The 14,979-nt window shown below is 45.6% G+C and carries 13 protein-coding genes; 9 read left to right on the top strand and 4 right to left on the bottom strand.

The window, feature by feature from the left end; translation table 11 throughout:
- Position 1: 1 nt before the first annotated feature.
- Both aroB and aroK read right to left on the bottom strand, forming a co-directional pair.
- Positions 2–1,087, bottom strand: coding sequence for a 3-dehydroquinate synthase (gene aroB / locus J3998_RS09385; protein WP_208150403.1), 1,086 nt, complete (start codon positions 1,085–1,087; stop codon positions 2–4).
- A gap of 10 nt (positions 1,088–1,097) precedes the next feature.
- Entirely contained in the window at positions 1,098–1,622 is a 525-nt protein-coding gene (aroK, locus tag J3998_RS09380; protein WP_208150402.1) for a shikimate kinase AroK, read from the bottom strand.
- Positions 1,623–1,824: 202 nt separating this feature from the next.
- Between aroK and gmk the strand changes: the two genes are divergently transcribed.
- The 5 genes from gmk to J3998_RS09355 all read left to right on the top strand — a co-directional run bounded on the left by gmk (position 1,825) and on the right by J3998_RS09355 (position 6,572).
- Positions 1,825–2,439 (top strand): guanylate kinase, encoded by a 615-nt coding sequence (gene gmk, locus J3998_RS09375; protein WP_208150401.1) that lies wholly within the window; start codon positions 1,825–1,827, stop codon positions 2,437–2,439.
- 352 nt (positions 2,440–2,791) lie between these two features.
- Positions 2,792–3,016: a DNA-directed RNA polymerase subunit omega gene (gene rpoZ, locus J3998_RS09370; RefSeq protein ID WP_208150400.1), complete on the top strand. Its 225-nt coding sequence runs from the start codon at positions 2,792–2,794 to the stop codon at positions 3,014–3,016.
- A gap of 15 nt (positions 3,017–3,031) precedes the next feature.
- Positions 3,032–5,161: a RelA/SpoT family protein gene (locus J3998_RS09365; RefSeq protein ID WP_208150399.1), complete on the top strand. Its 2,130-nt coding sequence runs from the start codon at positions 3,032–3,034 to the stop codon at positions 5,159–5,161.
- 11 nt (positions 5,162–5,172) lie between these two features.
- On the top strand, positions 5,173–5,559 hold the full coding sequence (locus J3998_RS09360; protein ID WP_208150398.1) for a RidA family protein: 387 nt from the start codon (positions 5,173–5,175) through the stop codon (positions 5,557–5,559).
- A gap of 170 nt (positions 5,560–5,729) precedes the next feature.
- Positions 5,730–6,572, top strand: coding sequence for an HDOD domain-containing protein (locus J3998_RS09355; protein ID WP_208150397.1), 843 nt, complete (start codon positions 5,730–5,732; stop codon positions 6,570–6,572).
- A 22-nt stretch (positions 6,573–6,594) separates the two neighbouring features.
- Here J3998_RS09355 and J3998_RS09350 read toward each other — a convergent pair whose 3' ends face one another.
- Positions 6,595–7,395 carry a Cof-type HAD-IIB family hydrolase gene (locus J3998_RS09350; RefSeq protein ID WP_208150396.1) on the bottom strand — a complete coding sequence of 267 codons (801 nt, stop codon included), beginning with the start codon at positions 7,393–7,395 and terminating at the stop codon, positions 6,595–6,597.
- Between the two features lie 132 nt (positions 7,396–7,527).
- On the opposite strand from J3998_RS09350, the gene recG reads away from it, so the two are divergent.
- Together recG and J3998_RS09340 are read left to right on the top strand one after the other, a co-directional pair.
- Positions 7,528–9,762, top strand: coding sequence for an ATP-dependent DNA helicase RecG (gene recG / locus J3998_RS09345; RefSeq protein WP_425086094.1), 2,235 nt, complete (start codon positions 7,528–7,530; stop codon positions 9,760–9,762).
- 8 nt (positions 9,763–9,770) lie between these two features.
- Entirely contained in the window at positions 9,771–10,385 is a 615-nt protein-coding gene (locus J3998_RS09340; protein ID WP_208150394.1) for a chorismate--pyruvate lyase family protein, read from the top strand.
- Positions 10,386–10,526: 141 nt separating this feature from the next.
- On the opposite strand, the gene J3998_RS09335 is transcribed toward J3998_RS09340, so the two are convergent.
- Entirely contained in the window at positions 10,527–11,570 is a 1,044-nt protein-coding gene (locus tag J3998_RS09335) for a hypothetical protein (RefSeq protein ID WP_208150393.1), read from the bottom strand.
- Between the two features lie 71 nt (positions 11,571–11,641).
- Between J3998_RS09335 and J3998_RS09330 the strand changes: the two genes are divergently transcribed.
- Together J3998_RS09330 and J3998_RS09325 are read left to right on the top strand one after the other, a co-directional pair.
- Positions 11,642–12,145, top strand: a complete 504-nt coding sequence (locus J3998_RS09330) for a hypothetical protein (protein ID WP_208150392.1) — start codon at positions 11,642–11,644, stop codon at positions 12,143–12,145.
- Between the two features lie 70 nt (positions 12,146–12,215).
- Complete coding sequence (locus tag J3998_RS09325; protein WP_208150391.1) at positions 12,216–14,972, top strand: DNA methyltransferase; 2,757 nt, start codon at positions 12,216–12,218, stop codon at positions 14,970–14,972.
- Positions 14,973–14,979: the final 7 nt, after the last annotated feature.

Below are 14,979 nucleotides of genomic sequence, written 5' to 3'. Positions count from 1 at the left end.
ATTATGGTCTTAATTCATCCAGTGTTCTTTCCAACAACGCCTGCGGATAATCACCGGTAACATAGGCTTCGCCAATCGCTTTTAACAACACCAAACGAACTGTACCGGCCTGAACTTTTTTATCGCCAGACATCAAATCAAGGAATTTCGCCTTATCCATTTCTGCCACCGTTGGCGGAACAATCGGCAAACGCGCACGCTCAAGAATCGCTGCGGTACGCTCTTGGTCGGCCTCTGTCAGATCGCCCAATAATTTCGACATATAAACCGCTTGCATGGTTCCGGCACTGATTGCTTCACCGTGCAACCAAACACCATAGCCCATGCCTGCTTCAATCGCATGACCAAAGGTATGACCAAGATTAAATAAAGCGCGAATACCGGCTTCCTTCTCATCTTGCGCGACAATATCGGCCTTATTCTGACAAGAACGTTCAATCGCTTCAGAAAGTGCTTCCGGCTCACGCGCCAACAGTTTTTCCAGATTCTCTTCTAGCCATTCAAAGAACGGTAAATCGACAATCAAGCCGTATTTAATGACTTCTGCCAAACCGGCTGACAACTGACGATCTTCTAAGGTATTCAGAGTATCAGTGTCAATCACCACGCACTGCGGCTGATGAAAAGCACCGATCATGTTTTTACCCATCGGGTGGTTAACACCGGTTTTACCACCAACCGAAGAGTCCACTTGCGATAGTAGCGTGGTCGGGATTTGAATAAAGTTCACACCGCGCTGATAAGACGCCGCCGCAAAACCGGTCATATCACCGATAACGCCGCCGCCCAATGCAACTAAAGTACATTTGCGGTCAAAACGGCTACCGATTAACGCATCAAACACCTTATTCAATTCTTCCAGCGTTTTATACTGCTCGCCATCCTGCAAAACCACTGCATGAGTATCAAAATCCGCAAACGCTTTTTTGCACTGCTCCAGATACAGTGGCGCTACCGTTTCATTGGTAACAATTAAGACTTGTGTCCCTTGCACAAATTGCTTAACCAGTTCAGCATTGCCCAGAAGGCCTTGACCGATATAAATCGGGTAACTGCGATCACCTAAATCGACTTTTAGTGTTTTCATCTTGAATCTCTTAAACGATTTTTTCTTCTTGTAGACGGTCGTAAATCTGCTTGACCACGCGATGCACCGGAACCTGTTGAGTCTGGATGACCAAATCCGCCATTTCCAGATACCACGGTTCACGGCGCTCCATTAAGTCCTTGAGCACCTGCTCCGGGTTATCGGTTTGCAACAAAGGGCGATTACGATCATGCCGCGTACGCTGAATCAAAGATTCAACCGACGACTGTAGATAAACCACAAAACCGCGACTACGCAGATGCTGACGATTCGGCTCACGTTCGACCACGCCGCCACCGGTCGCCAAAATAATATCGTGGCGTTGAGTCAACTCATCAATCACTGACTCTTCTCTATCACGAAAACCTGACTCACCTTCGATATCAAAAATCATCGGGATAGTCGCACCGGTTCGCGCTTCGATTTCATGGTCACTATCGACAAATTCGTAGTGCAGTTTGTCCGCCAATAACTTGCCGACTGTGGACTTACCCGCCCCCATCGGCCCGACTAAAAAAATACTTTCTCTATGCATGACAGCAATTGTAATAGATTTGCCTGTAGATGGTACGCAAAATCATCGACACAATTCTATGCAACGCTATGTCTCAGCCGATACGGATAATCTCTGGTAAACTTATGCATTATTTTTAACCTCGCCCGTTGTCAAACAAGCGCCGTATCAACTTTTAAACGGCAAAAGATAAAGATAGCGGATTGCCCTTGGAGTCGTTGTTATGAGTGGTACTTTATATATTGTTTCTGCACCGTCCGGTGCCGGTAAAACGTCATTAGTCAGCAAGCTCATTGAGCAGGATTCACATATCATCGTTTCGATATCAACCACTACTCGCGAAAAACGCCAAGGGGAACATGACGGCGTCAATTACCACTTTTCAAGTATTGAAGAGTTCAAGCAAAAAATCGAACATGGCGACTTTCTGGAATATGCCGAAGTTTTCGGCAACTACTACGGCACCTCAAAATCCGCCGTGGAAAGCGAACTGAAAGCCGGTAAAGACGTAATTCTGGAAATCGATTGGCAAGGGGCGCAGCAGGTTCGTAAACTGATGCCGGAAGCAACTTCTATTTTTATTCTGCCGCCATCTCTGGAAGAGCTAAACCGTCGTTTAAACAATCGCGGTACCGATAGCGAAGAAATTATCGCCGGTCGCATGAACGAAGCAGTCAGTGAAATGTCCCATTATCACGAATACGACTACATCGTCATTAATTACCATTTCGAAAAAGCCTTGGAAGAATTACACAGCATCTTTAAAGCCGGCCGCCTGAGACAAAACGCTCAAGCACAAACTCACAAAAACCTCATCAGCGGCCTATTGGGCGAATAAAACCGAATACATATCTAGGCGGATTGCTTTATCTCCGCCTTAATCATGCCCAATACAGACCATTCACAGCGTCAATCCCCTGAGTGCTTTGCACGAATGAGGAGTGAATCATAAAATGAGGAAAAATTTTACTGAACGAGGCAAAAATTACAGCGAATATCTAGATATTCGCTAGATTTTTAACGATGTTCAGGGGAATTTTAACCATTTTTGATCATTAATCATTTCGTACAAAGCACTCTACATAAGTTTCTTTAAAAAAACTGATAAATCCGCAACTTACAGCATTTATTTTTACCGGCGATTTTGATACATTACTTGTTTACTCAAATTTTTATGGGATTCATATAAGATGGCACGCGTCACCGTTGAAGATTGTCTAACACAAGTAGAGAACCGTTTTGAACTAGTAATTCTTAGTGCGAAACGCGCTCGTCAATTAGCGCACGGCGCTGAAGCAACCCTAGAATGGGACAACGATAAACCAACCGTTATGGCGTTACGCGAACTAGCCGAAGACACCATTGACGGAAAAGTAGTAATGGACGACCCAGACACTCCTCCTTTCTTTAACTAAGGAACGTCCGCTCAGATGGCAACCCCCACCTCAATTAATGGTCTAATTGAAAAAACATCCGCCTACCTCAACCCTGAACAAGTCGAACGCATCAGACAAGCTTTTGAGTTTGGTGCGATTGCACACGAAGGGCAAAAACGTAAAGCCGGTGGGGATTACATCTGGCATCCGGTCGCGGTTGCCGAAATTCTAGCCGAATATAAACTCGACCACGAAAGTCTTATAGCAGCGATTCTGCATGACGTAGTCGAAGACACGCCTTTTACCAAAGAAGACATCATCGAACGTTTCGGCGAAAGTGTTGCCGATATGGTAGAAGGCGTTACCAAGCTTGCCAAAGTACAATTTGCCAGCGCCAAAGAAGCGAAAGCAGAAAGCTTTCAGAAGATGATGCTGGCAATGTCACGCGATATCCGCGTTATTCTGATTAAACTTGCCGACCGTCTACACAATATGCGAACTATGGGCGCTATGCGTCGCGATAAACAGGCTCGCATCGCTGATGAAACCTTGGAAATCTACGCACCAATCGCTGCTCGGCTCGGTATTAATGCAATTCGCATCGAACTCGAAGATCTCTGCTTTAAAGCCAAATATCCATTCCGACATGCTGTTCTTGAAAAACGTCTCCAGCAAGTGCGCGGCGGTCGAAACGAAGCCCTGAAACAGATTGCCGATACCTTTCAGCATCGTCTCGACCAAGACGGTATTGAAGGACAAGTGATAGGACGTGAAAAACATCTATACAGTCTGTATCGCAAAATGCATGGCCGTAAATTCTCAGAAATTCTGGATATTTTTGCCTTTCGCATTATCGTTAAGGATATCGACAGCTGTTACCGCGCACTCGGTTCAGCACACTCTCTGTATAAGCCATTACCGCTGCGCATCAAAGATTACATTGCCGTACCAAAGAAAAATGGTTACCAATCTTTGCACACCACCGTCATGGGGCCTTATAACAATGCCCACTTAGAAGTGCAGATTCGTACCGAACAGATGCACGATGTCTCCGAACACGGTATCGCCGCGCATTGGCAATACAAGCAGGAAGGCGAAAACGGTGATAATAAACTATCGCAAGTTGATACCTTGGCACAGGAGTGGGTGAAGAACCTACTGGAAATTCAACAGAGTGCTGGTAACTCTCTCGACTTCCTGGAAAACGTTAAAATCGATCTGTTCCCAGAAGTTATCTACGTCTTCACACCAAAAGGTGACATTATCACCTTGCCACGCGGAGCAACGGCACTTGACTTTGCTTATGCACTGCACACAGACTTAGGTCACGCGACCATTGGTTGTCGCATCGATAAAAAGGCCGCACCGCTACGTACAATGTTGGAAAGCGGCGAAAGTATTCAAATTATCAAAGGCCGTCATCCTGCTCCGCAAGCCAGTTGGTTGCAGTTTGTTACTACCGCAAAAGCTCGTACCCAAATTCGTCATTTCATGCGCCATCTAAAAGCGACCGATGCTCTGAACCTTGGTAAACGCTTACTGGAAAGCGCCTTAAAAGCCTACCAAATCAAATGCACTGAAATCTCGGAAGAATTACAGCAACAAATCCTCGATGAGCTGCAATTGCACAATTGGCAAACATTGCTAGAAGAAATTGGTAGCGGTAATCGTATGCCTCAGTTGGTCGCCAAACAGATTCAACATTTCTCCGGCAGCGACCAAGAAGTACAAGCAAGCCTGCAAGACAAAACTCTGCCGATTACCGGTACCGAAGGAATGGTGATTCATTACGCACAATGCTGCCACCCTCTACCGGGCGATAATATTCTGGGCTTTATTTCTAAAGAGAAAGGCTTGGTTATCCATCGCGACTGTTGTGCAAATGTCAAACAATTGAAAACCCAACCTGACAAATGCATTGAACTGCATTGGGCGGATGAAGTTGAAGGCACCTACCTCGCCGAACTACAACTGGAAGTCGATAATGTTCGTGGCAGTTTGGGAACGATTGCCAGTACCATCGCCAGCACGAATACCGATATCGATCGAGTCAATTCGGATGACAAAGACGAAAGCTACAGCTTAATGAACTTCGTCATTAAGGTACGTGACCGAGTGCATCTGGCGCAAGTGATGCGCGTGCTGAAACGTCTATCGATTGTGCAAAAAATTCAACGAAACTAAAGGAATTCCCTATGCGTCAAGTAATCAGCACTGACAAAGCACCGCAAGCGATTGGCACTTATTCTCAAGCGATTCGTTACGACAACACCGTCTATCTCTCAGGCCAAATCGCTTTGATTCCTGAAACCATGGAACTTGCAGAAGGCGACATCAGCGAACGCATCCATCAAGTATTCAAAAACCTATCAGCGGTATGTGAAGCAGCTGGTGGAAGTCTACAAGACATTGTGAAACTGAATATTTTCTTAACGGATATGAGCCACTTTGCGACCGTTAACGAAATTATGGCGCAATATTTTAAGGAGCCTTATCCAGCACGTGCCGCAGTTGCAGTAAAAGAGCTGCCAAAAGGTACCGATGTGGAAATGGACGGGGTAATGGCATTATCAAGCTATTAAAGCTCCCTTCTTTACGGATAGAAACTTTACAGCCGCTTAATGCGGCTGTTTTATTTTCCCCTATAGAGTAAATAAAAACGCACAAAAGACAAATTTCGTTACAAAAAATATGGCAAAAGGACAGGTTTTAAATATAATAAAAAAATATTAAGCCATAAGGATTACTACTTATGTCACATTACGGTACGGAAGTAAACATCGCGTATAAGCTAATCTCTCAGATAGACGTGCCAGTTCTCCCCAAAGAATTATTGGAACTGCAAACTTTGCTAACCACTCACGACATCCCGAATATTAAGCAAATTGTCGAGCTTATCAGCGCCAACCCTTATATTGCCGCAGAACTGGTCTCTATCGCCAATATGCCGGTATTTAATCCACCTCAAGCAACTAAAATCAGAGATCTTGACGGCGCACTATTCCGTTTGGGCATGATTAACCTTCGTCATTATATTCTAGCAATCCACCTAAAAAATAATGTCTTGGATAAAGGAATGAACGGGCTTAGCTACCACAGCCAAATGATTGCTTCCATAGCCAGCACGATTGCCGAACTAACCCAAGGTATTAAAAAAGCAGAAGCTTACCTACTCGGATTAGTGCATGACATAGGATCTTTTGCAATTAATCAACTGGATCACAGCTACGGCCTAACGTTTCATAGCAAACAACGTCAATACCACTCAACCAATGAAAGCGAATATGATCGCTACGGCACGACACATAGCGCTCTAGGCTATGTAATGGCCACTGAACTCAAACTGCCGACTGAACTTGCACAAACCATTTTATTGCATCATGAACCAAATATTGATTTGATTAAAAATCCGCAACTGCGCCGCTATGTCGCTCTAATCGAAATGGCACATTTATTTGATATTCGCTCACGTAACAAATACAAACAGTTAAGTGAAAAACACCAAATAACCTTGGATAAATGCAGTGCAATTCTCGAAATAAATGAACAAGAAATGCTGCAACTCAACAGCAAAATGGAACGCTTTGCTGCTTAGTGCTAAGGACTAAGTAGAAAATTCAGGAATTTTTTAACACGTGATTCAGTAAATAATCCGCCACACCCTCTTCGACATTGCTTTTCGCAATATTAGCGTTAACAACTTGTTGCTTTAACTTAGGATTAGCGTTTTCCATAATCACCGGATGACCAACCCACTGCAACATACCGACATCATTAAAGCCATCACCAAAAGCAATCACTTCACTTGCCTCAATGCCCTTTACCTGACAAAGCTGCGACAATGCAGTCGCTTTAGAAACCCCTTTATTCATCACTTCCAGATAAATCTCGGTGGTAAAAGTGATATACAGTTGATCGCCAAGCGCCTGCTGTAGTTTTTGTTCCAACGGCTGCAGTTTTTCATGCGTCGCATTGAAATAGAATTTGTCGATATGCTGCGGGTCGATATGAGTGAAATCGGTTAACTGATAGCCAAAACCGGAAGCGTGATGAATATCCAGTAGCGGTTTATTTTCCTCTTCTACCAGCCAGACATCACCCTGATAAATATTACGATGCACCGAGTAACCGGAGGATAGCTCAATCACCTTCTCGACCAGTTGTTGCGGAATATGGTTTTCATACAGTAACTGGCCTCGGCAGTCATGCACGCGCGCGCCGTTCGAAGTAATTAAACTGACCGGAATCTGTAACTGCTGGGCAAGTAGATACACATCCTGAAAATGCCGACCGGTGGCAATCATCACTTCATAACCGGCAGCATGCGTCGCTTGCAAAGTTTCAATGGTCTTCGCCCCCAGCTGATGTTCGGCGTTTAGCAAAGTGCCATCTAAATCAATTACCACAAGCTTTATCATAAATTCTGCTCTTCTGAAAAGTCAGCGCAACTGTACCAAAAAGTAGATGACAATTCAGCTACAACACGATTGCATAACGCCAGTGCCTTCACAATTTGCTACAATCCGAACAGACTCAGATTATTGATGATTATGCTTGAAACGACTCCCCTAACCGAACTCAAAGGCGTTGGCGAAAAGCAGCTCGAAAAGCTGCATAAGCTCGGCTTGCACACCTTGCAGGATATGCTGCTGCATCTGCCTCTGCGTTATCAGGATAAGACCACCCTAAAACCGATTGAATCACTTTTGGTAGGAGTCGAAGCACAAACCGAAGGCACTATCATTGCCCAAGCGATGACCCGCGGCGGTCGTAATAGTCTATTGGTCACCTTGCAATCCGATTCCGGTGCTTGCTTGACCTTACGTTTTTTCCATTATCACTATCGTCAAGCGCAGAGCTTTACTCGCGGCAAAACCGTGCGTGTCTATGGTGAAGTGCGCTCCGGCTCGAATGGGCTAGAGATGGTGCATCCGAACTATTCATTTATTAATCTACAAAAACCGAAACCGCTGGAAACCACGCTGACACCCGTTTACCCGACCACTGACGGTCTAGGCCAACCAAGCTTAATGAAACTGATTAAGCAGACACTGGAGTTGACGCAACAAAACCCGCTACCGGAATTGCTACCGAATGAGATTCTGCAAGAGCTGCAATTGCCGACATTGAATCAAGCGATTCAAACCTTGCATCAGCCGCAAGCCAGCGACGATTTAATCGCCATTAAAAACTTCGAACATCCTGCGCAACGCCGTCTGATTATCGAAGAACTGATTAGCCAACAGCTTGGCCTGCAACTCCTGCGACAGCAAGAACAGAAACGGCTCGCGCCGCAGTTCGGAGCAAGCCGTAAAGTCAATGAACTGATTGCCTCACTGCCGTTTAGCCTAACTGGTGCGCAGCAGAGAGTATTAAAAGACATTCAACAAGATTTGCAAAACAACCACCCAATGCAACGCCTAGTGCAAGGTGACGTCGGTTCCGGTAAAACCGTAGTTGCTGCTATCGCTGCGGTGCAAGCCGCTGAAGCCGGTTATCAAGTGGCGATTATGGCGCCAACCGAAATCCTTGCCGAGCAACATCTGCAAGCCTTCAAGGAATGGTTGGAGCCCTTAGATATTGGCGTGGCGTGGATTAACGGCCGCATGAAAGCCGCGGAAAAGCGTTATATGTTGGCGCAGATTGAAAACGGCGAAGCACAAGTTATTGTCGGCACCCATGCACTGTTCCAAGATGCGGTTAACTTCCAAAGCCTCGGGCTGGTAATAATCGACGAACAACACCGCTTTGGCGTGCACCAACGCCTAACCCTTCAACAGAAAGGCCAGTCTATTGTGCTAGAAGGTAATGATGAAAGTGAAGCTGACAAGTCCTCTAACGATGAATTTTTGAGTCAGATTGCGGCGGATGAAGTACCCGTAGCGCAATGTACTCAAAGTGTACATGAGCAACGGAAGACTGAATCCAACAAAAAGCTGGCTCAAAAAGGCAAGTTAGAAATGCATCCACACCAATTGATTATGACCGCTACCCCCATTCCTAGGACTCTGGCGATGACAGCCTATGGCGACTTGGAACTCTCGGTTATCGACGAACTTCCGCCGGGGCGTAAGCCGATAGAAACCGCGGTAATGAGCAATGTGAAGCGTGATGAACTGATGGCACACCTGTACGCCAAATGTAAGCAAGGCGTGCAAGCCTATTGGGTCTGTCCGCTAATTGAAGAATCAGAACTATTGCATGCTCAAGCGGCCGAAGTCACCGCAACACAGTTCACCGACCAATGGCCGGATTTACGCGTCGGATTGGTGCACGGTCGCTTAAAGGGCGAAGAGAAGGCGATGGTGATGAATGCCTTTAAAAATCACGAGCTGGATTTATTAGTGGCGACCACGGTGATTGAAGTCGGCGTCAATGTACCCAACTCCAGCCTAATGATTATCGAGAATGCAGAGCGCTTGGGCTTGGCGCAATTACATCAGCTACGTGGCCGGGTCGGGCGTGGTGAAAAGCAGAGCCATTGTGTTTTGCTCTATCAACCGCCACTTTCGACAACCGGCAAGGCGCGGCTAAATATTATGCGTGAAACCAATGATGGCTTTAGAATTGCCGAAGAAGACCTTAAAATTCGTGGGCCGGGTGAAATTCTCGGCACCCGCCAAACCGGTGGCATTCAACTACGAATTGCCGATTTGCAACGCGATGCCGCTTTTATTGAAAACGCACAAGATTACAGCCGTTTGATGCTCGAGCGTTATCCGCAACAGGTCAATGCCTTGCAACAGCGCTGGATTGGCTATAAAACCGAATATCAGAATGCATAGGATTTTTCATGTCACTTGACCGACTCGCCAAAATCAAAGCGCTAATTCAAGAAAAAGCCCAAGTTAAGGTAATCCGTCCGCAGTTTTGGAAACCGGCCGGACTGCTCAGTCGCATCACCCCCTCGCGTAAGATTCATGACTGGCTGAAAACCCCAACATCGTTGACCGCCAAACTAAGAAATCTATGCCCGGAACTGGAGGTACAGGTGCTTTCGGAATGTTTTGAAGCGCCATTGGTCAGCGAAGCGCAAAAGCTCGGTTTGGCAATGGATGAAGAAGTCTGGATACGTTGTGTATTGTTGAAATGTAACGGTAATCACTGGGTCTATGCGCGCACGGTGATTCCGGCGATGGGGCCGCACAATCCTTGGCAGGAACTACAAAAACTTGGTAATAAACCACTCGGCGAAGTGCTATTTGAAATGCCGAGTGTTAAACGCTCCAGCTTTGAATTTTCCAAAGACTCACTGAATTACTGGCCACATTTAATGCCGCATATGAATAACCCTATGCTCGGCAAATTACCTGGCTTTGCACGCCGTTCAATATTTGAAGAGCGCGGCGCTCCGCTGTTATTAACGGAAGTATTTTTGCCGGGCTTGCTCTCGCCAAAAGACGCGTAATCAGTTCAATGCTGCCCACTTAACAAAGATTGCCGCGTCGCGTTGCTCCTCGAAATGACCGATACATTCTTATTTGATGAACCGTGACAATTTCCGCTTTTAATAACAAAATTTGTTAAACCTACAAGGCACCGAAACCATTCAGTGCTTGCGGAAATGCATTTCCAGCATAAAGCGAATACTGAATTGAGTGCTATCAAAATCATCCTCGGCAAACCAACTTAAACGTGGTTCCATCTCCGCAAATAGCCAGTCCTGATAGAGCTTTTCACGCCAGTTCATGCCGAGTGCATATTGCTGGGCAGAAAAACCATTTCGATCATAGTCAAAATAGCCTTCGGCAAAATAAGAACGCACTCGGTGCTGATTAATCTGGAAGAACACAATACCGCGTTGACGGATTTGATACAGCTCATCTTCGACCAGCCAAGTGCCTCGAGTTTCGCTACGAAGCAGATGATTGGATGCAGTCTGATAGTCGAAATCCTGGCGCATTTCCCATACCCAATGGCGGATTCGCTCATACAGCAATGTTTGTGTACTGCGACTGACCACGAAGTTATCGAATTTAGTTTTATAACGGAATCGTAAGCGCGCATAAGGATTAAATTTAAGACCGGAAACCCTCGCCCCTAAGTCAAATTGAAATAGACGGTTCTCACGACTATCCAACAAATATTGCGCGGCAATCGAAGTACCCGAGTCATCATCCAAACCGCCTTGTCCAAGATTCGGCGTAGCATTGAGAGAATCGTCAGCATTATCCAGATTGGTTTCATCAAAAGAAGAAATCAACAGCCGCATCCGTTTTTTAGTGCGCGGCATATCGATATAAGCGCGGAATTTCGGCGTGCTTTCCAAAACGCCACGATCATAATAGGTAAACGGTAGATACAGTTTAAAAACGCTGCCGCGACGCTCTACCTGTAGCGTCTCATCGCCAAGAAATTTATCGACATTATCACCTACATCATCCAGATAGTCGGTCACTTCATATTTAAGACCGATTAGCCCTTTCATCCAGTCAACAAACTCTTTGCCGTGAAACTGCTCCAAAAAATACTTAAGATCATCCTCAACCGCCTGACGATCTTTAATATCCGGCTCCGTTGCTTGCTCTTCTATAGCTTGTAGCTCATGGTCTGCCCACGCAGAAGCATTTGCCGTGAAACACAGCAAAAGCACAGCAAAAGACCGAAATAACAATCCAGTTTGATACAATAGCGCCCCCGAGACAGACTTTGCGGACAGAGCCAGTGAGCGACCAAATAAATCAGATTCAAGCCACTTACCAACCACTTGAGGACAGAATACTCTTAAAATTTAAAACCCTCAATGACCATGTTTATTTGACTTGGGTGACTCGTCGTTTCTGTCAACTTTTGCTACCGGCACTACATGGCCTGCATCCTAAAAGCGGCGAATACTTATTTGATCATGAAAACACTTTACACAATGATGCTGAGAAAGAAGAACGCCAACAGAGCGGTGATTACCTAAGCGATTATCAAGCGCCAGAGAATCCAGAATTTCCGCTTGGTGAAGATCCCGTTCTGCTCGCTAAAATCCGCTTTCAAGATTTAAACAAACCGGAGCTGGCCGTTTTTATACTCGAGCCGAATAAAGGAAAAGGCTTGGTATTACCATTTCATGCCGATTTGACCGGCCCACTTTTGAAAATTATTAGCCAAGCACTGGAAAACGCCGAATGGGATCTAAGCAAAGATATGTCGGTGCCGAAAAGCCAGATGTTGCAGTAACTATTTGCTATTTACCACATCGCTTAAAATGCTAAACTTTCTGCCATAAAAACATCCCTAAAGTTAAGTTATGGCTCTATCTCTACAAAACATTCGCAACAACGCTCACCAATTCAGTCTTGATTACGCCGAGGCGGTTAAAGAAAACGCCGAATCGCAAAGTTTTCTAAACGATTTTTTTGCTATTTTCGGCGTTAGTCGCCGTCGCGTTGCCAGTTTTGAATTACCGGTAAAAATCGATGAAACCAGCGGCACCAAACGTATCGACCTGTTTTGGCCGGGCGTGCTGTTGGTGGAGATGAAATCGACCGGACAAAACCTCGATAAAGCCTACCACCAAGGATTAAATTACTTTAAAGGTCTAAAAGACCAAGATCTGCCGCGCTATGTATTAACGTGCGATCTCGACACCTTCCGTCTATACGATTTGGACGACCAAAAAGACTACTCCTTCCAATTGGCCGATTTGGTCGATAATCTGCACCTTTTCGATTTTATGGTCGGGCAGAAAGTACAAGAAATTTCCGAAGTCGAACTCAACTTACAAGCCGCCGACCTACTGGGTGATTTGCACGACGCACTCGACCAAAGTGGTTTTAGCGGTCACGAACTGCAAGTATTTATGGTGCGCGTGCTGTTCTGTCTGTTTGCCGAAGATACCGGCGTCTTTAACCGCCACCAGTTCACCCAATATCTGCTGCAATTTACCGACGAAAGCGGTTTTGATACCGAAATGCATCTGCATAAACTATTTCAAGTTCTCGACAAACCGCCGGAAAACCGCAATAAAAACCTGATTCCCGAGCTGCAAGCCTTTCCTTACGTCAACGGCCACCTGTTTAAAGAACGCATCGACATGCCAAGCTTTAGCGTCGGCATGCGCGAGCAATTAATCGAATGCTGTCTGTTTAACTGGAAAGACATTAGTCCGGCGATTTTCGGCAGTCTGTTCCAATCAATTATGGACAAAACCGCCCGCCGCAATCTTGGCGCGCATTACACCAGCGAAGAGAACATTCTTAAAACCATTGAACCGCTGTTTTTAAACGCCCTAAAAAGTGAATTTAACGCCGCTTTAAAAGTCAAAAGCGACAAATCTCGCAACAGCAAACTGCAAGCATTGACAGACAAAATCCGCCACCTAACCTTTATGGATCCAGCCTGCGGTTGTGGCAACTTCTTGATTATTACCTACCGCGAGCTGCGCCGTTTAGAGCTGGAAATCTTACAAGCACAACACGCTGAAGACGCGCAATTTCAAGTCGGTTTAGAGATTGAACCTGCGATTCCGCTCAATAACTTTTACGGCATTGAAATCGATGAATGGCCAGCACGCATCGCCGAAGTCGCGATGTGGCTGACGCAACACCAAATGAATGTGGAATTTGCCAAACGCTTTGGACATGAACCGGATTTGCTGCCGCTCAAAGAACATGCCCAGGTTCATCACGCCAATGCACTCGAACGCGACTGGAATGACGTTATTGACGCCGAAAACCTGAATTACCTCATTGGCAATCCGCCGTTTGTGGGTTCCAAATATCAAACCCCAACACAGCGTGAATTACAGAGCCAAATTTTCGGCAAAATCAAAAATTCGAAACAACTCGATTTTGTTTCTAACTGGTTTTATAAAGCGGCACAATTTGTCCAAACGTCCACCACCCATTGCGCTTTGGTGTCCACCAATTCGATTACCATGGGCGAACAGGTTGCGACCCTTTGGCAACCGATTTTAGACTTGGGCATTAAGGTTGATTTTGCGCACCGCACCTTTCAATGGAATAACGAAGCCAGTGGCAAAGCCGCTGTGCACTGCGTCATTATTGGTTTTAGCGGCCAACAAGCCACCAAACCCGAAAACAAAGTGCTGTTTGATTATCCCGATATCAAAGGCGCGCCAGTGGAAATACAAATCAGCAATATCAATCCTTACCTGATTGATGCCGCAAATATTGTTATTGCAAACCGTTCAAAACCTTTAGGTGATGTTCCAAAAATGTCGAAAGGGAATATGCCTTTAGATGGAGGAAACCTTTTGATGAATGAACCAGAATTTCGTGAATTGGTTTCCAAGTATCCGCAATTGACCAAATGGATTAAACAAATTGTTGGCGGCAGGGAATTTATCAATAATATTAAACGCTATTGCCTATGGCTTCCTGATGCAACGACCAAAGAGCTTCGTGAGTTAAACTTATTACCTGAGATTAACAGCCGATTTGAAGGGGTCAAACAAATGCGCCTAGCAAGCCCCGATAAAGGGACGCAGGAAAAATCTTCAACACCTTGGTTATTCAGGGAGTCCCATCGTTACAACTCATTAATCGCTATACCAGAAGTGTCTTCCGAGAGACGTTTATATATCCCAATGGCTTTTATGGACAATTCAATTATTCCTAGCAATAAAGTTCAGATGGTACCCAATGCCACACTTTTTGAGTTTGGAATATTAAATTCTGAAATGCATATGGATTGGGTACGAACCGTTACCGGCCGTTTAAAAAGCGATTATCAGTATTCCGCCAAACTGGTTTATAACAATTTCCCTTGGCCGCAAACCGATGACCAACAAAAAGCACAAATCGAAAAACTGGCGCAACAAATCCTTGATGCGCGCGAGGCAGAATTTGCCAAAGACCGCGAAACCAGCCTTGCCGACCTGTACGATCCCAACCTAATGCCGCCTTCCCTGCGCAAAGCCCACCAAGCGCTAGACAAAGCCGTCGATAAACTCTACCACCCAGAAGGCAAAACCTTCAAAACCCCACTGGAACGGGTCAACCACCTGTTTGAGATGTATAGTAAACTTTCTGAATCACATTAAGGAGCTG

This window comes from Thiomicrorhabdus marina, assembly GCF_017571465.1.
In the GTDB taxonomy this organism is placed as follows: domain Bacteria; phylum Pseudomonadota; class Gammaproteobacteria; order Thiomicrospirales; family Thiomicrospiraceae; genus Thiomicrorhabdus; species Thiomicrorhabdus marina.
The sequence above is the reverse complement of the archived record's forward strand: the minus strand, read 5'-3'. Positions and strand labels throughout refer to the sequence as shown.